This is a genomic window from Micromonospora sp. CA-248089, assembly GCF_050948515.1.
In the GTDB taxonomy this organism is placed as follows: Bacteria; Actinomycetota; Actinomycetes; order Mycobacteriales; family Micromonosporaceae; genus Micromonospora.
The window spans coordinates 4269057-4294470 of the sequence record NZ_CP192016.1 but is presented as its reverse complement, the minus strand read 5'-3'; the positions used below and the strand labels follow the sequence as shown (position 1 = coordinate 4294470).

The window sequence follows — 25414 nt, the reverse complement described above, 5'->3', positions numbered from 1 at the left end:
GCTCACCGTTTCACAGCCCGTTGCGGCGGATCACGTCGCGGTACCAGTGGGCGCTGCGCTTGAGCACTCGCCGCTGGCTCGCGTAGTCGACGTAGACCAGGCCCCAGCGCTGCTCGTATCCCTCGGCCCACTCGAAGTTGTCCAGCAGCGACCAGACGTGGTAGCTCTCCAGCGGCACCCCGTCGCCGATCGCCCGGTGGGCGGCGGCGAAGTGGTCGCGCAGGAAGGAGACCCGCCCGGGATCGTCGACGTTGCCGTCCGCCCCGGGCACGTCGGGGCAGGGCAGCCCGTTCTCGGTGATGGTGATCGGCACCCGGCCGTAGTCGCGGGTGACCCGGGTGAGGATGTCGTACATGCCCTCCGGGTAGATCTGCTGCCACTCCGCCTCGGAGGTCGGCCACTTGCGGACCGTGCTGCCGTCGCCGGTGACGTAGATCGGCGTGTAGTACTGCACGGCGAGCAGGTCGACCGGGCTGGAAATGATCTTCAGGTCGCCGTCGCGGACGCCGCGGACCATCCGGCTGTCCGGGCCGAGGTCGTCCAGCACGTCCTGCGGGTACGCGCCCTTGAAGATCGAGTCGAGGTAGAGGCGGTTCTCGTAGCCGTCGTAGAGCCGGGTCGCGGCTGCCGACTCGGCGGAGTCGTCGGCCGGGTAGCAGGGGTGCAGGTTGAGCGCCGGGCCGATCCGGCCGGTGAGGCCGGAGGCGCGCAGCGCCTGCACGGCGAGGCCGTGGGCGAGCTGGAGGTGGTGGGCGACCAGGTATGCCGCGTCCTCGTCCTGGAAGCCCGGGGCGTGGTGGCCCCAGATGTAGCCGTTCTGCACCACGGTCTTCGGCTCGTTGACTGTCAGCCAGACCGGCACCTGGTCACCGAGGGCGCGGAAGACCGCGTCGGCGTACTCGGCGAAGCGCTCGGCGGTGTCCCGGTTCTCCCAGCCGCCGTCGTCCTGAAGGGCCTGGGGGAGGTCCCAGTGGAACAGCGTGGCCATCGGCGCGATGCCGCGCTCGTGCAGCCCGTCCACCAGCCGGCGGTAGAAGTCGAGGCCCCGCTGGTTGGGACGGCCGGAGCCGTCGGCCTGGATGCGGGGCCAGGAGATGGAGAACCGGTAGCTGCGCAGCCCCAGGTCGCGCATCAGGTCCAGGTCCTGCTCGTACCGGTGGTAGTGGTCGGCCGCGACGTCGCCGGTGTCGCCGTTGCGGATCCGGCCCGGCGTGTGGCTGAAGGTGTCCCAGACGGACTCACCCCGCCCGTCCTCCTTCGCGGCCCCCTCGATCTGGTACGCCGAGGTCGCCGCCCCCCAGCCGAAGCCCTCGGGGAAGCGCAGCCCGCGGTCCGGCTCCGGGTCGGTGACGCGCTCGGGCGGGCTGTCGCAGCCGCCGAGGGCGGCGGTGGACGCGGCGATGCCCGCCGCGGTGGCGCCGGCGAGCCCGGTCCGGGCCGCGCCGGCCGCGGTCGCGGACAGGGCGGCGCGGCGGAGCAGGCGCCGTCGGGTGAGTAACGACATGAGGTTTCTCCTCGGAGTGACGGGCCGCCCTGGGCCGGGAGCGCTCCCATTCTAGCCAGGAAGCGGCCGGCCCCGATCCGGCGGTCGCGGCGAGGTGCGCGCGGCCGGCGGGCGGCCGGAAAGTGGGTGGGCGGGGGCGTCGCTCGGGAACACCGGGGGCGGCGTGAGCGGCGAGGGGTGGGGTGGATAGCGAGAAAGGCCGTCCGGGTGGCGTGTCACGCCTGTCCCGTCGGCCTCTTTTGCCGTCGACAACGGGGGTTTAGTGTGGGGACGGGGGAGGGCAACCCCCGTCCCCAACGATGGTGCACACACGCACGAAGTGGAATTGGCGTCCGTCGTGCGCGTCGCGCGGGAGCCGGGCCACGCGAGTGGCTCTGGTTCCACCTCCCTCCGTCTGGCGGGTGGCGGCCGGCGGCGGCGTCCGGGCTGGTCCGCCGTCGGCCTCTGGGCCGACGCGCCGGGCGCGGGTGCACCCGGCGATCCAGTACTTGTATCACCGTCGATGGAAGCGCTCCCATCGGCGATGCTGCGACTGTAACGCCCGTCACGGGTTTGGAAAAGCCCCTAAACGAGATCGAAACATGGAAGCGCGTATCTGCGCTGGCCGTTGTGGTGGGAGCGCTTCCATGTCACACTCTCGTCACGCCACGCGGAGCCAGTGAACGCGAGCGCGGGCCGCCGAGGGCACCCGGTGACGAACCGGTGCGGCGTCCCCATCCCCGGCACGGCCGGGACGACCACCTTTCCGGACGCCTCCGTCCCCCCGCGTACGCCCGTCGTCGCGTGGAGGCGCCCCGCCGGGACCCCGAGGTCCCGGCCCGGTCCGAGGAGACACCGCCCACATGAGACTTCTGGCCAGACGTCGCCGTACGGCGATGGTCGCCGCCACCGCCCTCGTCATAGGCGGGGTGGCCCTGCCCGCGGGCGCCGCACAGGCCGCACCCGCCTGCGACGTGACCTATGCGACGAGCGACTGGAACAACGGGTTCACCGCCACCGTCACCATCAAGAACCTGGGCGACGCGCTGAACAACTGGTCGCTGAAGTTCGCCTTCCCGAACAGCAGCCAGCGCGTGGTTCAGGGCTGGTCGGCCCGGTGGAGCCAGTCCGGCAGCGAGGTCACCGCGACGAACGAGTCGTGGAACGGCAGCCTGCCCACCGGCGCGTCCACCAGCATCGGCTTCAACGGCAGCTACAGCGGCAGCAACCCGAAGCCCACCGCGTTCACCCTCAACGGGGTCGCCTGCAACGGCGCGCAGACCAACCAGCCGCCGACGGTCTCCCTGAGCGTGCCGTCCGGCCCGTTCGAGGCGCCGGCGGACGTCCCGCTGACCGCGACCGCCGGCGACGCCGACGGCACCATCAGCAAGGTCGAGTTCTACCGCAACGGCCTGCTCGTCAACACCGACACCACCGCGCCGTACGGCTACGACCTGCTCGACCTGCCGGCCGGCAGCTACACGGTGCAGGCCAAGGCGTACGACAACGCGGGCGGCACCGCCGTCTCGGAGAAGTCGTTCACCGTCACCGCGGCGACCGGGCCCAGGCTGGTCGCCAGCCCGTCGGCGGTCACCGTGTCCGAGGGCGGCAGCGCCACGGTCCGGTACACGCTCAGCGCGGCGCCCACCGCCAACGTACCGGTGAGCCTCGCCGTAACCGGTGACAGCGACATCACCGTCTCGCCGTCCACGCTGACGCTCACCCCGAGCAACTGGAGCACCGGCGTCACCGCCACGGTGTCCGCCGCGGAGGACTCCGACACGGTCGGCGGCACCGCCACGATCACCGCGTCGGCCACCGGCTACGCCCCGATCTCCGTCGTCGCCACCGAGGCGGACAACGACACCCCGGGCGGCGACAACGACTACATCAAGAAGTTCCTCGACCAGTACGGCAAGATCAAGAACTCGGGCTACTTCAGCCCCGAGGGCGTGCCGTACCACTCGATCGAGACGCTGATCGTCGAGGCGCCCGACCACGGCCACGAGACCACCTCGGAGGCGTTCAGCTTCTGGCTCTGGCTGGAGGCGCAGTACGGCCGGGTCACCCAGAACTGGGCCCCGTTCAACAATGCCTGGACGGTGATGGAAAAATATATTATTCCGAATCATTCAGACCAGGCCACCGCCGGCTCGCCCGGCACCCCGCAGTACGCCGCCGAGCACAACCTGCCCAGCCAGTACCCGTCGACGCTGGACGCCAACGTCCCGGTCGGCCAGGACCCGCTGCGCTCGGAGCTGCAGTCCACCTACGGCACCGGTGACATCTACGGCATGCACTGGCTGCTCGACGTGGACAACACCTACGGCTTCGGCCGCTGCGGCGACGGCACCACCCGGCCCGCGTACATCAACACCTTCCAGCGGGGCACCCAGGAGTCGGTGTGGGAGACCGTGCCGCAGCCGTCCTGCGACACGTTCAAGCACGGCGGCCCGAACGGCTACCTGGACCTGTTCGTCAAGGAGTCCAGCGCCCCGGCCAAGCAGTGGAAGTACACGAACGCCCCGGACGCCGACGCGCGTGCCGTCCAGGCCGCCTACTGGGCGCTGACCTGGGCCAAGGCGCAGGGCAAGCAGGCTGACGTGGCGGCCACCGTGGCCAAGGCCGCCAAGATGGGCGACTACCTGCGCTACGCGCTGTTCGACAAGTACTTCAAGAAGATCGGCAACTGCGTCGGCGCGAGCACCTGCCCGGCCGCCAGCGGTCGTGACTCGGCGCACTACCTGCTGTCCTGGTACTACGCCTGGGGCGGCGCGTACGACGCCTCGCAGAACTGGTCGTGGCGGATCGGCTCCAGCCACAGCCACTTCGGCTACCAGAACCCGTTCGCGGCCTGGGTGATGACCAACGTCTCGGAGCTGAAGCCGAAGTCGCCGACCGCGGCCTCCGACTGGCAGAAGAGCCTCGACCGGCAGCTGGAGTTCTACACCTGGCTCCAGTCGGCCGAGGGCGGCATCGCCGGTGGCGCCACGAACAGCTGGGACGGCAGCTACGCCCAGCCGCCGGCCGGCACCGCCACCTTCTACGGCATGTTCTACGACGTCGACCCGGTCTACAACGACCCGCCGTCGAACCAGTGGTTCGGCATGCAGGCCTGGTCGATGCAGCGCATCGCCGAGCTGTACCTGGAGACCGGCAACGCGAAGGCCAAGGCGCTGCTGGACAAGTGGGTGCCGTGGGCGATCGCCAACACCACGCTCGGCACCAACTGGTCGATCCCGTCGGACATGAAGTGGACGGGCCAGCCGGCCAACTGGAACCCGAGCAGCCCGCAGCCGAACACCAACCTGCACGTCGAGGTGACGGTCAAGGGCCAGGACGTCGGCGTCGCCGGCGCCTACGCCCGCACGCTCATCGCGTACGCGGCGAAGTCCGGCAACACCGCGGCGAAGGACACCGCCAAGGGCCTGCTGGACGCGCTCTCGGCGTCCGCCGACAGCAAGGGCGTCTCGACGCCGGAGAAGCGCGGCGACTACAAGCGTTTCGACGACGTCTACAACGCCGCCGACGGCCAGGGTCTCTACGTCCCCAACGGCTGGACCGGGAAGATGCCCAACGGCGACGTGATCGCCCCGGGCAAGAGCTTCCTGGACATCCGCTCGTTCTACAAGAACGACCCGGACTGGCCGAAGGTGCAGGCGTACCTGGACGGCGGTCCCGAGCCGGTCTTCAACTATCACCGGTTCTGGGCGCAGGCGGACATCGCCATGGCGTACGCCGACTACGGCACCTACTTCCCGCAGGGGTGAGGTGACCCCTCCTCCGTGGGCGGGCGCGAGCCCGCCCGCGGAGGAGGCCGACCCGGCCGATGGGGGAACGGAGCGGCCGGGTCGGCGAACGGCCTGACGCCCACGGTCAGGCCGGGTGGGCCGGCCGTCCGGCCGACGCAGCGGACCGGCCGGCCCACCACTCCGCCCGGCGACGACCCATGGCGCGAAAAGGCACGCAAAAATCAGCGGTCCACGGGATCACATCCGGGCTCTGGACGGAGTAACGTATTTGACGGAGAGGCCGCTCCCCCCGTGGCGGCCTCTCCATTATTCTGTGCGCGCCGCCACACCGTCCGCGCCCGCCGCGTCCACCGGGTGCCGCAGCCCCGGATGGCCGGCCGGCAGCGAGCGCCGGATCACCATCCAGCTCCCCGCCAGCGCCGCCGCGATCAGCGGCCAGGTCAGCGCCGCCCGCGCCACGGTGAGCGCGACCACCTGCCCGTACAGCCACAGCGGGACGAACACCGCGACCCGCAGCACGTAGGTGGCGGCCCACACCCAGCTGCCCCGGCCGTACGCCCGCAGCAGCGCCGGGTCGCGCCGCCACCGGGTCCGCTGGCCCAGCGCCGTGCCGACCACCACGCCCAGCAGCGGCCACCGCACCACGATGCTCACCACCCAGGCCAGCGCGCTCGCCGTGTTCGCGGCGATCTGGAGCAGGAAGAAGTCGGCCGCCCGGCCGGTGCGCAACGCGATGAGCGCCGCCACGCAGACCGCGAGCAGCCCGACCAGTACCGAGCGGGGACGGTCGCCGCGCCGCCACCGCCAGCCGGCGACCGCCGTACCGGTCAGCACCGCCGCGAGCACTCCGCCGCCCAGCCCGCCGAGCACCCAGCCGAGCCCGAACGCCAGCGGCGGGAGCGTCGCGTCCACCGCCCCGCGCCGGCCGCCGAGCAGGTCGGCCAGCGACTCCGGCCGCGGCCCGTCCGCCGGTTGCCGCTGCGGCGTGCCGGTCACGCGCCACCTCCTCGAATCGCCCGCCTCACCGTACGCCGCCACCGATGGCGCTCCGCCGCGCGCGTCAGCGGTCCTACCGTTAAGTTGTCCGGGTGCGGGAGACGGCGAGGGGTTGGACGGCGGTCTGGTTGGTCGTACTGGCACTGTTCCAGACAGCCGTGTTCGGGCTGGTGTGGCGCTTCGCCGTACACACCGAACTGGGCCAGTGGCTGGACACGGTGGCGCTCACCGGCAACCGGATCGGCCAGGACCGCATCGACGGTCCGGTGGACACCCTCCTCAACGCCATGTCGGTGGTGTCGCTGCTGGCCGCGACCGCCGTGATCGGCTTCATCGCGCTGATCCGGGGGCGCAAGGCGCTCGCCGTCACCGCGACGCTGCTGATCGGCGGCGCGAACGTGACCACCCAGGTGCTCAAGCACTACCTGGTCCGCCCCGACTTCGGCATCGACCCGGAACGGGCCGCCGCCGGCAACAGCCTACCCAGCGGGCACACCGCCGTGGCGGCCTCGGTCGCGATCGCGCTGATCCTGGTGCTGCCGCGCAAGCTGCGGGTGACCGGAGCGTTCCTCGGCGCCGCGTACGCCGCCGCCGCCGGTGTCGCCACGCTCTCCGCCGGCTGGCACCGGCCCAGCGACGCGGTCGCCGCGTACCTGGTGGTCGGCGCGTGGGCCGCCGTCGCCGGGCTGGTGCTGCTGTTCTTCCAGCGGGAGCAGGCCGTGGTGGAGCCGGGCGACGCGCACCGGATGGCCGGCGCCGTGCTCGCCGGCCTCGGCGTCGTCGCCCTGCTGGCCTCCGCGGTGGCGCTGTCCTGGCTGGTCGACCGTTCCACCATCCCCGTCGAGGCGCTCGGCCGCCGTCCGCTGTTCATCGGGTACGCGGGCAGCGCGGCCGGCATCGGCGGCACGATCGCGGTGGTGGCCGCGCTGGTGCTGGTCGTGGTGCACCGGCTGGTGCCCCGCTGGAAGGGCTGACCGCCGGTGGAGCACGTGCGGGAGGCGTTCCGGGCCGAGTGCGCGCGCCTGGAAGGGGTGCTGCGCGACCTGGACGACGCGGCGCTGGACCGGCCCACCCCGTGCCCGCCCTGGCGGGTACGCGACCTGATCGCGCACGTGAGCACCGGAGCCGGGCGCCTGGCCGGGATGCTCGCCGAACCCGCGCCGCCGCGCGCCGAGGTCGACGCCGCCACCTACTTCGGCGCGGCCAAGTTCAGCCCGCCGGTCGACCGGGACCGTATCGACTCGGCCCAGCGGGCGGCCCGAGAGCACCCGGGCGCGGCCGAGGTGGCCGAGGAGTTCGCCCGGGCCTGGTGCGCCACCGATGAGGCGGTCGCCGGCGCGCCGCCCGGCCGGGTGGTACGCACCCGCCACGGTGACGCGATGGCGCTGCCGGAGTTCCTGCGTACCCGCGTGGTGGAGGTCGCGGTGCACGGCCTGGACCTGGCCGACGCGCTGGACCGGGCACCGTGGCTGACCCCGGCCGCGGCGGACGTGGTGGTGGGTGTGCTCACCGGCGGCGTGCCGGTGCCGCCGGTCCTGCGCTGGGACGCGCTCACCGTGCTGCGCAAGGCCACCGGGCGGCTGCCGCTGACCGGCGGCGAGCGGGCCGAGCTGACGCGGGCGGGCATCGGCCGGCTGGCCTTCGGCGGCTGACCTCAGCGTCCCGCGCACCGCCGCAGGTGCGCCAGCACGATCGGGTCGATCCGGCCGGGCACGAAACGTTCCTCCAGGTTCTCCAGACCGGTCCAGGCCGCGAGCGCGTCGTCCAGGCCGGCCGGGCCGACCGGGTGACCGGTGGCGGCGAGCAGTTCCGCCACCTCGGCGGCGAGCGGGCCGGTGAGGTCGCTCAGCGTGGCCGGGTCGGGGCGGCCGAACAGCATGTGGTGGATGCCGAGCAGGCGGCCCAGCTCGGCGACCGGATCGGGATGGTCGTCCACCCGCAGATCCACCAGTTCGTCGCCGGTGCCGGCGTACCCGCCGTGGCGCTGCACCACGAGCATCGCGGCGCTCTGCCGGCCGCGCCGGTCACCGCCGGCCGCGTCACCGGCGGTGAGCGCCGCCAGCAGGCGCTGCGGGAACGGCAGGTCGTCGCGGGCCAGCCAGGCGTCGCGCAACGCGTCGATCACCTGCGGGCCGCTCAGGATGTTGCCCTGCGCGGCCCAGCCGTCGCCGGCCTGCCCGCCGGCCCACGGATGGCAGCGCGGCCCGGTCCAGGTGGCCCCGTCGCCGGTCGCAGCGACCACGGCGAGCTGCCGGTCGTCGCGGCCCGGGTCGGCGGCCACCAGCCCGGCCACCGCGTCGGTGGCGGTCACTCCGGTGCGCAGCAGCGCGAGCGCCTGCGCCCGGTAGGCGAGGTTGGCGTGGGCCTGGGTGGCGACCGCCCCCACCTCCGCTTCGGCGGCGGGCACCAGCGCCCCGGCGGCGAGGAACCGGCTGGCCACCGCCACACCGTGCAGGCGCCCGTCGGCGGAGCGGGCGACGAGCGAGAAGGTCACGCGCGGATCGTAGCCCGGGTGCGGCGTCCGGCACCGGCGTCGCCGGTCAGAACGGCGGTGCGGCATCCTCCGGCGGGCGGCCCCAGGCACGCCGCGCGTCGGCCACCGCCACCGCCGTCAGGACCACCGCGGCGACGCCCGTCGCGACGAGCGGCGCGAGGCGCACCAGCAGCGGTACGGGCAGCAGCAGCGCGGCGATCCCCACCAGCCGGGACGGGGAGACCCGGCCGAACACCTCGTACTCGAAGCGGGCCCGGCCGGCCAGGAACAGCGCCGGCCCGCCGAGGATCATGGCCAGCCAGGGCAGCTCGTTGTGCCCGGCCGGATGTTCGATGACCAGCTCGTAGCCGATCGCGGTGGCGACCACGCCGATCACCATGACCAGGTGGGTGTCGGCGGCGGAGCGGCCGACGGTGGCCGGGTGCGCGGCCCGGGTCACCGCCTCGCCCAGGATCTGCCCGGCGCGCTGCACGTAGATCCGCCACAGCAGCACCGAGGTGGCGAGCGCGAGGGCCAACGCGGTGACCATGCCGGGGCTGGTGGGGGAGCGGGTGAACGACAGGCCGGCGAGCAGGATCGTCTCGCCGAGCGCGACCAGGAAGATCTGCTGGTAGCGCTCGGCCAGGTGCTCGCCGTGGATGTCCCAGCGGGAGACCGTCGAGCGGCCCAGGCCCGGCACCGGCCAGCCGAAGCGGCCGCCGAGGTACTCCAGCAGCAGCGCCGTGCTCCAGAGCACCACCCGGGCGTTCACCGGCAGCAGCGCGCCGGCCAGCCAGAGCACGCCGGTGGCGCAGAACGTGATCAGCATGCGCAGCTTGAGCCGGCGGTACTGGATCTTGTGCAGCACCAGCATGAGGATCGCCGGCCGGCTCACCTGGGCCACCACGTACGCGGTGGCGAACATCAGGCCGCCGTGGCTGAACGCGCGGGGGATCGCCACCCCCATCACCATCGCCGAGATCAGCGCGGTGATCACGATGACCTGCAACCACAGGTGGTGCGGGTCGTAGCGGCTGGTCGTCCACGCCGTGCCCTGCCAGACGCCCCAGAGCGCGAGAAGCAGCAGCAGCGTCTTGCCGCCGCCGGTCACCGCCGCCCAGCCGGTCTGGCCGTCCTCCAGCACCAGGTCCTCGAAGGCGCGCGCCGAGATCCGGGTCAGCGCGAACACGTACACCAGGTCGAAGAAGAGCTCCAGGAACGTGGCCCGGTCGGGCCCGCCGCCGGACGTGCGCAGCGCGGCCGGCTCGGCGGTCCTCACCGCCGCGCTCCGTCCCCGGTCCGACTCATGCGGCAGTCGTAACACTCTTTCCCGGCACCTCGGTGCGGATCACCCATATCTGCCTGGATCTTGCTCCGGGCGCTGCCGGACGGGCACCATCGACGGGTGACGAACCGATGGGGCATGACCGTGCCGTTGGGCGGAATTCCGCTCGCCGACCACGCCGCTGTCTACGCGGCCCTGGACGACGCCGGGTTCACCGACGTGTGGTCGTCGGAGGTGGCCGGCGCCGACGCGTTCACCCCGCTGGCCCTGGCCGCCGCGTGGTCGCCGCGGCTGCGCCTCGGCACCGCGATCACACCGGTGTTCACCAGAGGACCCGGACTGCTCGCGATGAGCGCCGCCGCGCTGGCCGAGGCCGCGCCGGGCCGCTTCGCGCTCGGCGTCGGCGCCTCCTCGCCGGTGCTGGTACGCGACTGGAACGCGATCGCGTTCGACGAGCCGTTCAAGCGCACCCGGGACGTGCTGCGGTTCGTGCGGGCCGCGTTGCGCGGCGAGACCGTCGACGGGGAGTTCGACACGTTCGCCGTCCGGCGGTTCACGCTGGAGCGCCCGCCCAGCGTGCCGCCGCCGGTCGTGCTGGCCGCGCTGCGCCCCGGCATGCTGCGCCTGGCCGCCGCCGAGGCCGACGGGGTGATCCTCAACTGGCTGGCCGCCGACGACGTGCCGACCGCGCTCGCCGAGGTGGGGGAGCGCCGGCCCGGCTTCGAGGTCGCCGCCCGCATCTTCGTCTGCCCCACCGAGGACGCCGTCTACGCCCGCGCACTGGGCCGCCGCATGATCACCGGCTACCTGACCGTGCCCGCGTACGCCGCCTTCCACAGGTGGCTGGGCCGTCAGGACTCGCTCGGCCCGATGTGGGAGGCGTGGGCCGCGGGGGACCGGCGGGGCGCCTCGGCCGCCGTACCGGACGAGGTGGTCGACGCGCTGGTGCTGCACGGCTCGCCCGAGCAGTGCGTGGCATCGGTCCGCCGGTACGCGGACAACGGCGTCGACGTGCCGGTGGTCGCGGTGCTGCCCACCCCCGAGATCACCGAAGGTGGCGCGGCGGCCTGGATGGATCTGCTGCCCCGGCTCGGCCCCGGAAAGGTGGCCTGAGATGAACCTGACCGACCGGGTGGTGGTGATCACCGGAGGGGCCGGCGGGATCGGCGCGGCGCTGGGCCGCCGGTTCGCCGCCGAGGGCGCCGCCGCGATCGTCCTGGCCGACCTGGCCGCCGACGCGGCCCGCGCCGCCGCCGACGCGATCGGCCCGGTGGCCAGCGGCGTCGGGCTGGACGTCACCGACGAGGCGGCGGTGCACGCGCTGGTCGACGAGACCGAGCGCCGTCACGGCCGGATCGACCTGTTCTGCGCCAACGCCGGCGTGGCCACCGGCGGTGGCATCGAGGCGCCCGACGCCGACTGGGACCGGGCCTGGAAGGTGAACGTGCTCGGGCACCTGCACAGCGCCCGCGCCGCGCTGCCCGGGATGCTCAGCCGGGGCCAGGGACACCTGCTGCTCACCTGCTCCGCGGCCGGACTGCTGACCGCCGTCGGCGACGCCCCGTACACCGCCACCAAGCACGCCGCCGTCGGTCTCGCCGAGTGGCTGGCGATCACCTACCGGGACGCCGGCATCCGGGTCAGCGCGCTGTGCCCGCAGGGCGTGGACACCCCGATGCTCGCCGACGGCCTCGCCGAGGGACACCTGGGCGCCCGGGTGATCGCGGCGTCCGGGACGATCCTCACCCCGGACCAGGTCGCCGACGCGGTGGTCGCCGGTCTGGCCGAGGAGCGGTTCCTGATCCTGCCGCACCCCGAGGTGGCCGACTACGCGCGGCGCCGCGCCGAGGACCCGGACGGCTGGCAGGCCGGGCTGCGCAAACTCGTCCGGAAGCTGCGGGCCGCCGACCGCTGAGCCCGCCCTCACGACGCGGACGGTCCGGTCAGCGTCGCCACCGGAGCGGCCCCGGATGGACCGTCCACAGCACCTGCCGCCACCGTGACCGGGCCGCGCGCAGTGCGTCCGCGAAGCCGGCGCTCAGCCGTGCGGCCCGGTCCGCCTGTTCCGGCGTGACGCTGCCCGGCGCGAAGCCCGCCTGGTTGAGCAGACCGGCCAGCTCGTCCACCGCCGCGCCATCCGGGTCGCCGCTCGCCGCGCCCTCTCCGGGCCGCGCCGCGCGCGCCTCGGCGAGCGTCCGGCGGGCCCGCTCAGCCACCTCGGCCGCTGCCAGGTCCGGCCCGACCGGGTGCCCGGCCAGGCGCAGCGCGTCGGTCAGCTCCCGCCACGCACCGGCGACCCGCGAGCCGGGGTCACCGGTTTCCAGGCGGGAGCGGGTCAGCCGACGGCGCAGCGCGACCAGCACCGCCAGCACCGCCCCGACCAGCAGCGCCAGCCCGCCGACACCACCACCGACCAGCACCGGCGTGCCGAGCCCGCCCTCGTTCCGCGCGGGCGCGGGCGCGGCGGCCGGGGGAGTGGCGCTCGGCTCCTCGGTGGGCGCCGGCACCTCCGACGGTGGCGGGTCCTCCGGCTGCGGCCGGAAGTCCTCCTCCACCGGGCGGGGCTCGGAGTCGGGACGTGGCATCGGGTCGAACGGCACCCAGCCGACGCCGTCGAACAGCACCTCCGGCCAGGCGTACGCGTCGGCGGCCCGCACCGGCCCGTCGCCCCTCGGCACGAACCCCACCACCACCCGGGTCGGCAGGCCGGCGAGGCGGCCGAGCACCGCGAACGCGGCGGCGAACTGCTCCGAGGTGCCCCGCTGCCCACCGCCGTTACGCGGTCCGAACAGGAAGAACGCCAGGTTCGGGTACGCGTGCCCGCTCGGCGCGTCGGCGGTCACCCGATAGTGCTCGGCCAGGAACGTGGCGATCGCGTCGGCGCGCGCGTACGGGGCGCCGTTCGACTCGGCGAGCTGGGCGGCGAGCCGGCGCAACGGCTCCGGTGCCCCGTCGGCCACCCGCAGCACCCGGGCGACCTCGTCACCGGCGGGCACATTCGCCGTGCTCAGCAGGTTCACGTCCGGGCGCTCCCGCACCGAGGACACCGCGTACCGCAGCCCCGGCGCGAGCCCTTCCGGGCGGATCAGCGTCCCGGTCGCCGGGTCGTACGCCACCCGCGCACCCGTGACCTCGCGCGGCGTGGGCACCGCCGGCAGCAGCCGCCCGGTCAGGTCGCCGACGGTGATCTCCTGGCGCACCTCGTCGGTGGCCGCGTCCGGGGCCGGCTCGGCGGCGGGCAGGATCCGCCCCGCGTTGCGGTACGTGGCACCGACCCGCCAGGTCACGCCGTCGTAGTCGCTGAGCACCGCCAGCCGGATCCGCGGCGGCCCGCCGTCGCCCGCGGCGGCGACGGTACGCACGTCGAGCAGCCGCTGGTCCGGGTTCAACGCCCACCCGGAGATCCGGATCAGCGGGTTCTCGTCCAGCGACTCCACCCGGGGCGGTTCCACGTACCGGCGCGGGTCGACGGGCCGCTCGTCGACCTGGGCGGCCACCACCGGGGCGAGCAGCGCCGCCAGCGCCACCACCACGGCGAGCCCGGCCGCGCTCGCCGCGACCAGCCGCAGCCGCACCGCCGCGCGTACCGCCGGATGGAGACCGGCGACCGGATCGGCGCCGGGCCGTCGCGGCGCCCGGGCGTCGCCAGGCCGGCCGCCGCGACCGCCGCGAACAGCACCGTCGGGCCGATCGCCGGATCCGCGTTCGGCCCGACCACGTAGAGCGCGCCGGCGTACAGCAGCGCCGGCGGCAGGTAGCCCAGCAGCACCCGTCCGGCGCGCAGCGCCACCTCGGCGGCGGTCAACCCGGTCAGCCACGCCGCCACCACCGGGACCAGCACCGTGTCCGGGGCCGGCTCGACCGGGATCATCGCGGTGAGCAGCCGGGGAATCGCGTTGCGGGCCGCGTCGGCGGTCACCTCGCCGAGCCCGCCCGGCAGCGCCGCGTGCGCGGCGGCCAGCCGCAGCGACAGCAGCGTCCACCCGGCCATCGCGGCCACCGACAGCGGCGCCACCAGCCAGGACGGCAGCCGCCGGGCGGCCACGCCGACCAGCACCGAACCGATGGCCGCGCCGGTCATGAGCCGGGTCAGCAGCGGGTCCGCGTACACCCGGCCCAGCACCACACCGGAGAGCGCGACCAGCACGATCAGCGCGGCCGGCACCGGCACGGCCCGCAACACCCGGGCCACGCGCTCCGCCGGTTCGGTCCGGGGCGGCGTCACCACCGGCGGACCCCGTCCCACTCGGCGGCGAACGCCGCGCCGTCCGCCGCGTCCAGCACCGTGAGGCCCGCCGCGCCGGCCGGCGTCGGCCCGTCCGCGCCGAACATCCCGACCACCACCGACGGGTACGCGCCGCGCAGCGCGCCGACGTGCCCCAGGTCGTCGCGACCACCCGGCCCGGTCAGGAAGACGAGCGTGTCGCCGAGCCGGTCCCGGCGCAGCCGGCCCGTCACGGCGGGCAGCACGTCCGGCCCGGCGTCCGTCAGGTCCACCGCTGCGAGCCGGTCCAGCGGCCCGGCCGCGCCCGCCGGTTCCACCTCGGCCGGTACGACCAGCAGCAGCTGCACCGGCAGGTCCTTCCGCACCGCGGCGGCCACCACCGAGGCCGCCGCCTCGCACGCCGCCTCGAACGACTCCGCGACACCGCCGGCCCGGCCCGGATGCGCCGACGCCCGGTTGTCCAGCACCAACACCAGGCGCGGCAGGCTGGTGTCCACGTTCTCCCGCACCATCAGCTCACCCACCCGGGCGCTGGTGCGCCAGTGCACGCGGCGCAACTCGTCGCCCACCACGTACTCCCGCAACGAGTCGAACGTGATCGACCCGTGCGGCACGCTGTCGGTACGCCCGTCCAGGCTGCGCCCCGCGCCCGTGGGCACCGCGGAGAGCGGGTGGATGCGCGGGTGCACCCACACCGGCACCGTGCCGCCGTAGCCGCGCGCCAGCGCCACCAGCCCCAGCGGATCCCGGCGCACCACGCGCAGCGGCCCGACCGGCACCACCCCGCGCCGGTGCGTCGGCACCTCGTACCGCACCACCGTGTCCGCGCCCGGCCGCAACCGCAGCAGCGGCACCGGCACCATCGCCCCGGCGCAGCGGTCCTCGGCCACCAGGTTCGCCGCCCGCAGCCGCCCGGTGTTGCGCACCGTCAGCTCCATCGCCGCCGGCTCACCCCGGGCCACCCGGTCCGGGTCGGCCCGCCGCGCCACGCTCAGCCGGGGCCGCCAGGCCGCGTTCACCACCGCGTAGCCGACCGCCACGCCGGCCGCCGCGCCGAGCACCGTCAGTTCCGGGTACGCGTACCGGAACCCCACGCCGAGCAGCACCAGGGCGGCGACGAGCAGCCCGATGCCACGGGCGGTGATCCCCACGCTCAGCCGTGCACCGTTGCGGCCTGGCCCGACGGCAGCGGCACCGGCACCGACGCGACCGCCTGGCGCAGCACCTCGGCGGGCGTCACACCCCGCACCTGCGCGTCGGGGGTGAGCAGCAGCCGGTGCGCGAACACCGGCTCGACGAGCGCCTTCAGGTCCTCCGGCATGATCCAGCCCCGGCCGTCGATCAGCGCGTACGCGCAGGCCGCGCGGGTCAGCGCGATCACTCCACGCGGGCTCACCCCGACCCGCACCTGCGGATGCGTACGCGTCGCCGCGGCCAGCCGCACCGCGTACGCGTAGAGCGGCTCGGCGATGTGCACCCGCCGGGCCATCTTCACCATCTCGCCCACGGTGGCGGTGTCGGTGACGGCGGTCAGCGAGTCGGGGGAGCGGACCGTGGCGCCGCGCAGCACCTCCACCTCGACCGCCTCGTCCGGATAGCCGACGGACAGCTTCACCAGGAACCGGTCGAGCTGGGCCTCTGGCAGTCGGTAGGTGCCGTCCATCTCCACCGGGTTCTGCGTGGCCACCACCAGGAACGGCTGCGGCACCGGATGCCGTACGCCGTCCACGGTGACGGTCCGCTCCTCCATCACCTCCAGCAGCGCCGACTGGGTCTTCGGCGACGCCCTGTTGATCTCGTCGGCGATCACGATGTTGGCGAACACCGGCCCCGGGTGGAACTCGAAGCCCCGGCTGGCCTGGTTGAAGATGGTCACCCCCGACACGTCGGAGGGGAGCAGGTCCGGAGTGAACTGGATCCGCCGCCACTGCCCCTTCACCGTCGCCGCGACGGCCCGCGCCAGCGTCGTCTTGCCGACGCCCGGTACGTCCTCCAGCAACACGTGCCCCTGCGCGAACAAGGCGGTCAACGCCAGCCGCACCACCTGCGGCTTGCCCAGCACGACCGCGTTGACGTTGTCGGCCAGGCGGGCGGCCAGGGCGGCGAAGCCCTGGACCTCCGGCTGGCTGAGCGGTTCGTGCGTGTTCACGGTTGCGCCTCTCGGACGGGTGCGGTCAGCAGGCGGGCAGGACGCCGAGGTCGTCGCCGCCCTCCAGGTTGAGCCAGGCCCACGGGATGTACGTCTTGCCCTTGTAGTCCACCTGGACCCACCAGGTGCTCTGCTTGTTGTTGTTGTAGATCCAGGCGTCCACGTCCTCGCCCTTCACCTTGCAGTAGGTGCGCAGCCGGTGGCCGTCGCGCACCCAGCCCGCCTGACGGTCGTTGTCCTGCCGGGGAACCTCGAAGATCTCGTTGCCGTTGCGGCCGGCCACGTCCTTGTCGCAGTACGTCCGCTGGTCGCCGTCCGGACCGTTCTTGCACGTGGCGATGCCGTACACCGGGTCGGTGGTCTGCGCGCGGGAGGCGGTGCCCTTACCGGCGGCGTTGCTCGCGGTCAGCGTCACCGTGTACGCCGTCCCCGGCGTCAGGCCGGTCACCCGCAGGCTGGAACAACTGCCGCTCGCCGTCTTCCCGCCGGTCGCCGCCGTGCAGGAGGCGCGACCGCCGCCCGCGTCCACAGTAAACGTAACTGTCACCGACGTGGCGTCCGCCGACGAGCCGGTCACCGTGATCCGGGGCTCGGCCACCGTCCGCGCGGTGGTGCTCGCCTCCGGTCCCGGCCCGGCCTCGTTCACCGCCTTGACCTTCACCGTCACGTTCTGCCCGTTGCCCAGGCCACCCACAGTGGCCTGGACGTCGGTCACCTCGACGGACTTCCCGGCGGCCTCCACCACGTACTTCGTCACCGGGCGGCCGTTGTCCACCGCCGGGGACCACTGCACCGCGATCGTGCCCGGCTGGTCGGCGACTGTGGACGCGCGCAGCTCCGTCGGCGCCTTCGGCGTGGTGAACGGCACCACCGTGTTGCTCACCGGCGACGCCTTCGACCCGGCGCCCTTCTCGCTGACCGCGGTCACCGTGAACGCGTACTGGGTGCCGTACTCCAGTTGCCCGGCCGGCACCACCAGCTCCGTCTTCGCCGACTCGCCGGCCGGGGCGCTCGCGCCGGCCGAGGTCGCCGTCACCGCGTACTTCGCGATCGTGTTGCCCTGGCCGTCGGCCTCCGGCCAGCTCACCCGCACCGTGCCGTCCGGTCGCGCCTCGGCGGTCACCGACGCCGGCGGGTCCGGCACCTCAGCGGTCGGCACCACCGGGTTGCTGCGCCGCGACGGCCCCTCACCCTTGGCGTTCACCGCGTGCACCGAGAACGTGTACGTCTCACCGTTTGTGAGACCGGTGATCTCCAGGGCACGCTGGTTCGCGCCGACCTGGTGGGTCTGACCGGCGCCCTCCACCACGTACCGGGTGATCTCGGCGCCGTTGGACGCGGCGGCCTGCCAGCTCACCCGCGCCGACGCGTCACCGGCGGCGGCGGTGACCGACTTCGGCGCACCCGGCTTGCCGACCTTGGGCTTCTTCGGCGGGGGCGGCGGCGGAGCGACCGGCGGCGGGTCGCCACCGAGCACGTCGTTGGCGTACTTGTCGACCTCACGCACCTGGTTGCGGTCGTCGACCACCTGCGCGGTGGACGAGTCCGGCGGGTTGATGAACAGGTGGTTCTCGCGCACCTCCAGCTCGACCGGACCGGGGCGGCCGGAGCCCTTGACGGTCTGCACGAGCTGCCCCTCGCCGTCGAAGGCGTACACCGTGCCGGTGGTCTCGTCGGCGCAGTAGAACCGGCCCGCCCACGCCACCGCCGGGCTCAGCCGGGCACCGGTGCCGGGCACCGTGAACCGCTTGACCTCGCGGCTGTCCCGCACCACGTGCACCGACCGGTCACCGGAGACCGTGACCGGCACCTGCGGCCCGCTGGTCCGCGTCGGCAGGTTGCCCGGCGCTGTCATGCTCAGCTGCGCCCGCCGGGTCTGCCCGCCGGCCACCGTCACCAGCGACGCCGAGGTCCGGTCCAGCACCGCGACGCCGTCGTCCAGCGTGGATACCACGAGGTCGTGCGCCGGCTCGGCCACGTCGTACGTCTCGACGCGCTTCGGGCTCAACCCCGCGGGCGGCGCGTCACCGGGCGTCTCGGGCAGCTCGGCGGCGGTCACCGCCGAGACGGTGCCCTCGCTGGGCACCGCGACCCACAGCTTGCCGGTGCCGTCGAACGCGCCGCCGGTGATGCCCGGCGGGTAGCGGACCGGCTCGCCCACCGGAGTCAGCGCCCGCGGGTCGAGCTGGCGGACGATGCCCTGCACCGCGTCCACCACGAACGCCGCGTCCTCGTGCAGCGCCACGCTCACCCCGAGCCCCGGCGCGGTCGGCGTGGTCGCGGTGATCTGCAGCGTCGCCAGGTCCAGCGAGCTGACCCGGCCGGTGTTGAGGTCGCGCAGGATCAGCAGCCGGTCGGTCTGGGCCACCTGCATCTGGTGCCGCCGCCCACCCGGCACCTCCATCCGGGTGTCCACCCGCGCCGTGACGCCGTTGACCCGGGCCAGCTCACTGCGGGTGGTGCTCCACAGCCAGGAGGACGCGTCGAAACTCGCCACCGCGTTGTCGGCCGCGCCCAGCCCGAGCACCGTGAGGCCCATCGCGGCCAGCAGTGCGGCCACCGTACCGATGGTGACCAGCCCACCCCGCATCCGCGATCGTGGACGAGCCTGCTCCGGCCCGGTGCCCGTGACGTCCTCGATGGTGGTCACTGCCGGCTGCCTCCCCGTGTCGGTGGGGGAGGGGCGATGCGCACGGCCGACCCTCCCCAGAGCCGGGAGCCATCATAGGTGCCGCCCGGAGGCGGTGAAACCCGCACCGTCCTCCTGTGGACACCGAGCGTGTCGCCCGTGGACCGTCAGTTCGGGGTACCGCCGCCCTCCCGGTCCGTGCAGACCTGACCCGAGGTGGCGTACGAGTCGGTCGAGTAGACCGCCAGCACGGTGAAGCAGTAGTCCAGCTTCGCGCTCAGCCCGTTCACCGTGTAGCGGGTCTGCCCGGCGTCCACAGTCGCCATCACCCCGAGCTTCTGCCCTGCCCGGCCGCCCGCCACCACGAACGGCACCCCGCCGTTCGTCGGGTCGGTCCAGGTCACCGTGACGGTCGTACTGTCGTCGCGCAACGCCAGGTCTCCCGGCGGCGGCCCGGCCACCTTCGGCGACGCGGCGCCGGACGCGGGCACGGGGGCGGGCGGCGGCGCCGCCTCCCGGTTCAGCAAGACCGCGCCGACACCGACCGCCGCCACCACCGCGAGCACCGCACCCCCGACCACGAGGGCCAGCACCGTGCGGTTCCGGCCGTGCGCCGGTTCCTCCGTCCCGGGGTACGCGGCCGGCGGCTGGTGGAACATCGGCGGGGTCGCCGGCCAGGCGCTCTGCTCGGGCTGGGCCGGCGGCTCCGGTCGGGTTGACTCGGGAAAGTCCAGCAGGTCCTCGTAGATCGTCATCGGCCGGTTCGGCTCTGCCTCACCTGCCGCCTCGGCCGGTGCCGCCTCGCCTGCCGCGCCAACGGGTGCCGACTCGTCCTCCTCCGGGTCGGGGTCGGCGGGCCGGTCGACCGGCTGGGACGGGGCGACGCTGCTCCACGGCGGCGCGACCATGCCCCACGGCGGTACGGAGGACCCGCTCACCGGTGCGGCGCTGACCGGTGCCGCGGGTGGTCCGCTGACGGGCGGTGGATAGGTGCCGGGGGGAGCGCTGACCGGCGGGTATCCCGCTGGTGGTCCGCTGACCGGCGGCGGGTAGCCGGGTCCGGGCGGCGCGCTGATCGGCGGCGGGTAGCCGGGTGCGGGTGGCCCGCTGATCGGCGGGCCGGGAGGGCCGCTGACGGGTGGCCCGCCGGCCAGCGACGGGTAGACGGGTGCCGGTGGTCCGCTGACCGGCGTCGGGTGGCCAATTGCGGGCGATCCGCTGACCGGGGTCGGGTGACCGGATGCGGGTCCGCTCGCCGGTGGGGAGTAGCCCACCGCCGGTGCGGCAATGACCGGTGCGGCGGGGGGTCCACTGACCGGTGGTGGGTAGCCGGGTGCGGGTGGCCCGCTGACCGGTGGCCCTGGAGGCCCGCTGACGGACTGCCCGGAGGGCCCGCTGACCGGGTGCACAGGAGGCGCGCTGACCGGAGACGCCGAGGGCGATCCGATCGGCGGTGCGCTGACCGGCGTTGCGCCGGCGGGTGACTGGCCGGCCGGCGCGGCGCTGCTGGGCGGCGTGCTGACCTGGGGCGCGGCGGGCGGTGGGGTGCCGTCTGCCGTCGGCGCACCGGTGGCGGGTGCGCTGAGTGTGCTTGCCGAGGGTGCGCTCGGCCGCGTCACGCTCGCGGCAGCGTCGCCTCCACCCGTAGCCGAAGGGCTCACCGGCGGTCCGTCGACCGGGGGTTCGCCGGCGGCGCCGGTCGCTGCGGGCTTCACCGGGGTGTTGGGGGCAGCCGCTGCGGCGTTGCGCGCTGCCTCCTCTTCCAGCAGCGGACCGATCTGCTGGACCTGGATCGTCGGCTTGTCCCAGCCCGGTCCACCGGGGACGGACGGTGTCGTACCCCGGCCGGATGCGCTCGGGTCGGCGTCGACGGCCCGGTCCGCGGCGGGCCGCGGGGGAGCGGTTGCCTCGGCCGTCGGTGTCGCCTGCGGGGCGGGCGCCGGCCGGGGCGGAACAGGCACCGAAGTCGGCGTCGGTGCGGCGGCGGTCGGCGCCGGTTCGGCCGTCGGCTGGGAGGTGGGCGCTGGTAGGGCTGCCGAGGCCGCAGGGGTGACCGGTGGCGGGGCGGGCGGGGACGACACGGGCGGTACGACCGGAACGGCAGGCGGTGGTGGCAGGACGCCGCTCGCGGGAGCCGGCACGCGCGGCGCCGGTGGCAGGACGGTCGGAGGCGGCGGCACGAGGCCCGCCGAGGGCGTCCGCGACGGTGGCGGGGTGATCCCGGCGGAGGGCGGCGCGGGGACCGGCGGGGGTGGGATGACCGGCGGGGGCGGCAGCGTGGGCGTACCCGCGGTTCCGGGCATCCGCTGCTGCGGCGGCGAGGGCGTGCCGGCCGTTCCGGGCATCGGCGAGGGCGGCAGCGGTGGCGTGCCGGCGGTTCCGGGCACCGGCGTTCCCGCCGCCGGAACCCTCGTCGGCGTCCCGGCGGTCGGTGCTGTCGTCGGAGTGCCAGGCGCCGTCGCGGATGTTTCCGTTGTCGGACCGGGCATCGACGTGCCGGCGGTTGCCGGGTGCGGAGGCGTGACGGGGGCGCGGGGCGGCGCCGGGGTCACCCCGGGAGCGGCGGCCGGCCGGCCGTACGTTGCCGGCGGAGCCTGGGTGGCGCGTTGGGCCGGGGGAACCGGGATGACGCCTTGGGCCGGGGGCACCGGGCGGACCCCGGGAACCTGCGGGGCTGCCCCGGCAGTCGGCGGCTTCGCTGGGGCGGCGGGTGCGACGGGCACTGCCGGGAACCGGGAGGTGGCCTCTTCCGTGATGGGCGCAAACCGGGAGGTGGGCTCCTCTGCGATGGGCGCGAACCGGGAGGTGGCTTCCTCCGTGACCGGCGCGAACCGCGTCGTCGCCTCCGAGGCGGGCGGCGATGGCGGTGCCCACGGACTCGCGGGTCCGTTCGGCCCGGCGGCGGGAGGCTGGTGCGGCGGGGCGGGCGCCACCGGAGGCGGCGGCGCCACGATCCGCGGGTCCGGCGCGGACTGAGGCGGCTGCCCGGCGTGGGGCGCATGCGGTGCCGGGCCCGGGCGGGGAGCCCACTGCGAACCGGGTACCGGCGCACTCGCGGCGGGTGGCCCCGGGGTGACCGGTCCGGGCGGGGCCGGAGTGTGCGGGTGCGGCGGCGTGACCGCCCGCAGCGAGACGCTGGGCTCGGGCACTCCGTGCCCGGGGTACCCGGAGGAGGCGGGACCGGGCTGCCCGGGTCGGCCCGGATTCGGGTAGCCGGGAAGGGGTGGAGCGGGGACCGGGCCGGCAGCGGCGGCGGAGCCGCCGGGGGAGGGGCCATAGCCTGCGGGAGCGGCGGCGGAGCCGCCGAGGTACTGGCGGGCTGCGCGTACCGCGGGGTGGTCCGGACCGAGCACGGCGGCCCCGGCGGTCGCCACGCGGCTGTAGTTGCGGCGGGCCTCGTGCCGGTTGCCGAGCTCCTCGGACACCCCGGCGAGGTCGAAGCTGAGCGCGAGCATCAGCGGGTCGGTCTCGCCGCGGCGGCGCTCGCCGGCCGCGTAGGTCTCCTCGAGGACGCGGCGGGCGGCGGCCGGGTCGTCGGCCTCCCGGTGCAGCCGGGCCAGCAGGTGACCGGTGGCCAGGACGTCCTGGTGGTCCTCGCCGTACGCCGGGCGGGCCGCGACGATCGCGTCGGCGAGCAGGCGGCGGGCGCTTGTCAGGTCACCCGCGGCGCGCAGCGCGAGGGCCTGGTGTTGAGTGGCGATCAACGGGGAGGGGTGGGACACGGGAGCAATGCTGCCCGGAATCGCCTGTTGCGCGCTACCCACCCGATCTTTATGGGTGCTGACCTGCGCAAACATGCCGCGCTGCAGCTGATGTGCATGATCGTTCCGGGCCGTGTACAGTAATGCCCCGTGCGGCCCGCCAGGCCGACCGATGCGGTGAGTAGCTCACATTGGTCGACCGGGTAGGCTGGTACGTGCAGGTCCGGGTGGCGGAATGGCAGACGCGCTAGCTTGAGGTGCTAGTGCCCGTATAGGGCGTGGGGGTTCAAGTCCCCCCTCGGACACAACCCATAAGCCCACGGTGCGCGCTGAGATCAGCTTCAGCGTGCACCGTTTGCGTTTGCGGGTGGTACGTCAGCCGCAGGCCGAGTTGGCGGTAGACCTCGGCCTTGTCGGCGGGGTCCGCATCGCGGAGCACTGTGACGATGTCCCCGAGAGCCCGGACCAGCGTGGCGATCTCTGCCTGGGTCATCCGGCGTGGTGCGGCGGACTCCGGCGGATGCAGATCGGTTTCGGCCCGTGCCCGTTCGGCCTGCGTCTGGGCGATCCAGCTGCTGACAACCGAGGGGTCGGCTCCGGCGTCGAGGGCTGCCCGGTAGCGCTCAAGTTTCGCGTCGCACTCGGCGATCGTTGCGCGAGCGGCGGCAATGGCGGGGGAGGGCTGGTTCCCCAACTGGGCGTCTGTCATTGCGGTGATCGTCTTCTCGAGGCGGTCCGGAGCGAATGCGGAAGCGAGCCAGGTGTCAAGTGGGTCGGTGAGGGCGTCCTCGCGGAGGTAGACGTTGCGGGGATGCTCGACCTCGTTAGCGAGGGCGTATTCCTGGGGGAATCGGCAGCGGTAGTAGGCGGCGCCGTGGTTGTACTGGCCTTGCATGCGGCGCTGGCAGGCAGCGCAGTAGATCAGGCCACGGAAGACGTACGGGTTGCGGGCGCGGCGTTGACGTTGCGGGATGTCCAGGCCCAGCCGGTGCCGTTCTAGCAGCGTCTGGGCCTGTTGGAAGGTTGCATCATCGACGATAGGTGAGTGGGTGATCTCCTTGGAGACCACCCACTTGTCCCGCGGGTTCCAGCGCATGACGCCGGTGTGACCGAGCGCGACGTCGTCCACGTCGAGGAGGACCTCATCGGTGCGCTGTTTGTTCCAGACCTGCCGTCCGGTGTAGCGGGGGTTGGTGAGGATGACGCGGACGGCGCTCTTGGACCATGCGATGCCGCTGCGATGAGGGTTGCGGGCACGGTCGTATGCGGAGGGGCAGGGCACGTGGTTGGCGGTGAGTCCTTCGGCGATAGCGAAGAGGCCGCTGCCGGCGAGGAACTCGTGGAAGATCCGGCGGACGATCGGGGCGGTCTGCGGGTCGGGCGTGAGGCCGCGTAGGCGTTTGCCGTCGGCTGCCTTCGCCGGGTTGGGGTGGGGGCCGAGGTCCTGCAGTGTGTAGCCGTATGGGGGACGCCCGCCGAGATAGCGGCCTTCGAGCAGGGTCTGGGCGGCCATGGCGGTACGGACGCGAAGCTTGATGCGGTTGCGTTCACCCTTGCTCATGCCGCCGAAGACGGACATGACGAGTTCGTGGGCTTCGTTGTCCGGGTCGATCGGGCCGCCGATCTCCGGCACCCAGAGTTCGACGCCGTAGTGCGTGAACAGCGGCACGGTGAGGCCGAACTGGTTGCCGTAAAACGCGCGGTGGGGTTCTCCGACGACGACAGCGGAGAACCCGCGTCTTGGGTCGCGAAGCGCGGCGAGAAGTCGGCTGGCGTGTGGGCGACGCTGCCACGGCAGCGAACGGCTCTGACCGATGTCGAAGTACTCGGCGGCGATATGGCCGCCGTGAGGCTGGATGAGGGTCGTCGCCCGAGTGAGCTGCCAGCTTCGGGATGACTCGGGGTCCTGGTTGTCCTCGGTCGACACGCGGCCGTAAAAGGCGAATGGTTTCGGTTGAGGGGTGGTCATGCATTCTCCTGGTTCGGCTTGTCCATGCGTCGCTCGTTCACACGTCTGAGCAGCTTCAGTAGGGCGGCGGCCGCCCCGGGGCGCAGCTCGGGTGGCTGGCCGGGAGCGGCAACGCTGGTGACGCAGGTCGTTTTGCCGCGGTCGGCGTTGTCCAGCGTCCATGAACCGTTGTCTCCGCCGGGCGGGTCAAGTCGCTTGTCTGTCGCCGCGGCCGTTGCCCGGTCGATCTCCTTGCGTTGCTGATGTGGGTGAGCGGGCGGCAGGGTCATGAGCCTCCGTCCGGTGGTTGGCCCGGCCGCGACGTGCGCCGGTCGGCGTGCATCGTTCGCTCTTTGGCTTCCCCTACTGGCATCGGAGACGGGGCGGAGTTGACGGCGACGCCAGCATTGGCGTCGCCGTCGAAAGAGGTAATGGGCTGGTATTTCGATGGCTCCTGGACTTTGGCGGATGGGTGGGTTGCCATGGAGAGGTCCTCCGAAAGGTGGTCGGATGCCGGTTGGCCGGCGGGCAAGAAGAAGCGGCCGGTGCCATCGGGCACCGGCCGCTCGTCGAGCAGGGTGTTACATCTCTGCAGTCGTCATGCCGCTTGGCAGCGTGGGGGTAGGCGAGCGCTGCTGATGGCGGGGCCTGTGGGCCGCGCGCCGTGGGCTAGCAGTACTTGGAGAGCACTCTCTTCACACCGAAGAGGTCACTGGTTCGATCCCAGTATCGCCCACCATGAATATAGGCAGGTAGTAAGCCCGTTGCCGGAA

Annotated in this window: 15 protein-coding genes, 1 tRNA gene and 2 pseudogenes; 6 read left to right on the top strand and 12 right to left on the bottom strand. The window is 73.9% G+C overall.

Annotation, left to right across the window (positions count from 1 at the left end; all coding sequences use genetic code 11):
- Positions 1 to 10 precede the first annotated feature (10 nt).
- Positions 11 to 1504: a GH1 family beta-glucosidase gene (locus tag ACQP26_RS20100; RefSeq protein ID WP_269705196.1), complete on the bottom strand. Its 1494-nt coding sequence runs from the start codon at positions 1502 to 1504 to the stop codon at positions 11 to 13.
- Between the two features lie 851 nt (positions 1505 to 2355).
- Between ACQP26_RS20100 and ACQP26_RS20095 the strand changes: the two genes are divergently transcribed.
- Positions 2356 to 5253, top strand: coding sequence for a glycoside hydrolase family 48 protein (locus ACQP26_RS20095; RefSeq protein WP_433496168.1), 2898 nt, complete (start codon positions 2356 to 2358; stop codon positions 5251 to 5253).
- Positions 5254 to 5541: 288 nt separating this feature from the next.
- On the opposite strand, the gene ACQP26_RS20090 is transcribed toward ACQP26_RS20095, so the two are convergent.
- The gene (locus ACQP26_RS20090; RefSeq protein ID WP_269705197.1) at positions 5542 to 6231 is read right to left on the bottom strand and encodes a DUF3159 domain-containing protein; all 690 of its coding nucleotides are present in this window, start codon (positions 6229 to 6231) and stop codon (positions 5542 to 5544) included.
- 92 nt (positions 6232 to 6323) lie between these two features.
- Here ACQP26_RS20090 and ACQP26_RS20085 point away from each other — a divergent pair, with 92 nt between their 5' ends.
- A complete protein-coding gene (locus ACQP26_RS20085) occupies positions 6324 to 7205 on the top strand; it encodes a phosphatase PAP2 family protein (RefSeq protein WP_433493696.1) in 882 nt (293 codons plus the stop codon).
- A 6-nt stretch (positions 7206 to 7211) separates the two neighbouring features.
- The gene (locus ACQP26_RS20080; RefSeq protein ID WP_269705199.1) at positions 7212 to 7883 is read left to right on the top strand and encodes a maleylpyruvate isomerase N-terminal domain-containing protein; all 672 of its coding nucleotides are present in this window, start codon (positions 7212 to 7214) and stop codon (positions 7881 to 7883) included.
- A gap of 2 nt (positions 7884 to 7885) precedes the next feature.
- Here the strand turns inward: ACQP26_RS20080 and ACQP26_RS20075 are convergent, their stop codons facing one another.
- Both ACQP26_RS20075 and ACQP26_RS20070 read right to left on the bottom strand, forming a co-directional pair.
- A complete protein-coding gene (locus tag ACQP26_RS20075) occupies positions 7886 to 8725 on the bottom strand; it encodes a DUF1028 domain-containing protein (RefSeq protein ID WP_269705200.1) in 840 nt (279 codons plus the stop codon).
- Between the two features lie 46 nt (positions 8726 to 8771).
- On the bottom strand, positions 8772 to 9983 hold the full coding sequence (locus tag ACQP26_RS20070) for a low temperature requirement protein A (protein WP_433493695.1): 1212 nt from the start codon (positions 9981 to 9983) through the stop codon (positions 8772 to 8774).
- A gap of 144 nt (positions 9984 to 10127) precedes the next feature.
- Here ACQP26_RS20070 and ACQP26_RS20065 point away from each other — a divergent pair, with 144 nt between their 5' ends.
- Entirely contained in the window at positions 10128 to 11102 is a 975-nt protein-coding gene (locus ACQP26_RS20065) for an LLM class F420-dependent oxidoreductase (RefSeq protein WP_433496167.1), read from the top strand.
- Between the two features lies 1 nt (position 11103).
- Positions 11104 to 11904, top strand: coding sequence for an SDR family oxidoreductase (locus ACQP26_RS20060; RefSeq protein ID WP_433493694.1), 801 nt, complete (start codon positions 11104 to 11106; stop codon positions 11902 to 11904).
- A 28-nt stretch (positions 11905 to 11932) separates the two neighbouring features.
- Here the strand turns inward: ACQP26_RS20060 and ACQP26_RS20055 are convergent.
- From ACQP26_RS20055 to ACQP26_RS20030, 6 genes and pseudogenes are all read right to left on the bottom strand, one after another.
- Positions 11933 to 14217: pseudogene (locus tag ACQP26_RS20055) on the bottom strand (transglutaminaseTgpA domain-containing protein).
- Positions 14211 to 15365, bottom strand: coding sequence for a DUF58 domain-containing protein (locus ACQP26_RS20050; protein WP_433493693.1), 1155 nt, complete (start codon positions 15363 to 15365; stop codon positions 14211 to 14213). Before ACQP26_RS20050 ends, ACQP26_RS20055 begins: the two are co-directional and overlap by 7 nt.
- A 2-nt stretch (positions 15366 to 15367) precedes the next feature.
- Positions 15368 to 16363 carry an AAA family ATPase gene (locus ACQP26_RS20045; RefSeq protein WP_269705207.1) on the bottom strand — a complete coding sequence of 332 codons (996 nt, stop codon included), beginning with the start codon at positions 16361 to 16363 and terminating at the stop codon, positions 15368 to 15370.
- Between the two features lie 25 nt (positions 16364 to 16388).
- Complete coding sequence (locus ACQP26_RS20040; protein ID WP_269707067.1) at positions 16389 to 18953, bottom strand: fibronectin type III domain-containing protein; 2565 nt, start codon at positions 18951 to 18953, stop codon at positions 16389 to 16391.
- A 206-nt stretch (positions 18954 to 19159) separates the two neighbouring features.
- Entirely contained in the window at positions 19160 to 19930 is a 771-nt protein-coding gene (locus ACQP26_RS20035) for a fibronectin type III domain-containing protein (protein ID WP_433496166.1), read from the bottom strand.
- 2610 nt (positions 19931 to 22540) lie between these two features.
- Positions 22541 to 22789 (bottom strand): annotated as a pseudogene (locus ACQP26_RS20030) (hypothetical protein); the annotation flags it as partial.
- A 125-nt stretch (positions 22790 to 22914) separates the two neighbouring features.
- Here ACQP26_RS20030 and ACQP26_RS20025 point away from each other — a divergent pair.
- Positions 22915 to 22998, top strand: a tRNA-Leu gene (locus ACQP26_RS20025).
- On the opposite strand, the gene ACQP26_RS20020 is transcribed toward ACQP26_RS20025, so the two are convergent.
- Entirely contained in the window at positions 22980 to 24662 is a 1683-nt protein-coding gene (locus ACQP26_RS20020; protein ID WP_433493692.1) for a recombinase family protein, read from the bottom strand. The two genes, ACQP26_RS20025 and ACQP26_RS20020, sit on opposite strands and share 19 nt — an antisense overlap.
- Positions 24659 to 24931 carry a hypothetical protein gene (locus tag ACQP26_RS20015; protein ID WP_433493691.1) on the bottom strand — a complete coding sequence of 91 codons (273 nt, stop codon included), beginning with the start codon at positions 24929 to 24931 and terminating at the stop codon, positions 24659 to 24661. The genes ACQP26_RS20020 and ACQP26_RS20015 overlap by 4 nt, the downstream gene beginning before the upstream one ends.
- Between the last annotated feature and the right edge of the window lie 483 nt (positions 24932 to 25414).

Bases quoted from the DNA above. Each gene is read 5' to 3' on its own strand.
- ACQP26_RS20060 (WP_433493694.1), top strand. From the start codon at position 11,104: ATGAACCTGACCGACCGGGTGGTGGTGATCACCGGAGGGGCCGGCGGG.
- ACQP26_RS20040 (WP_269707067.1), bottom strand. From the start codon at position 18,953: ATGCGGGGTGGGCTGGTCACCATCGGTACGGTGGCCGCACTGCTGGCC.
- ACQP26_RS20100 (WP_269705196.1), bottom strand. From the start codon at position 1,504: ATGTCGTTACTCACCCGACGGCGCCTGCTCCGCCGCGCCGCCCTGTCC.
- ACQP26_RS20015 (WP_433493691.1), bottom strand. From the start codon at position 24,931: ATGACCCTGCCGCCCGCTCACCCACATCAGCAACGCAAGGAGATCGAC.
- ACQP26_RS20065 (WP_433496167.1), top strand. From the start codon at position 10,128: ATGACCGTGCCGTTGGGCGGAATTCCGCTCGCCGACCACGCCGCTGTC.
- ACQP26_RS20020 (WP_433493692.1), bottom strand. From the start codon at position 24,662: ATGACCACCCCTCAACCGAAACCATTCGCCTTTTACGGCCGCGTGTCG.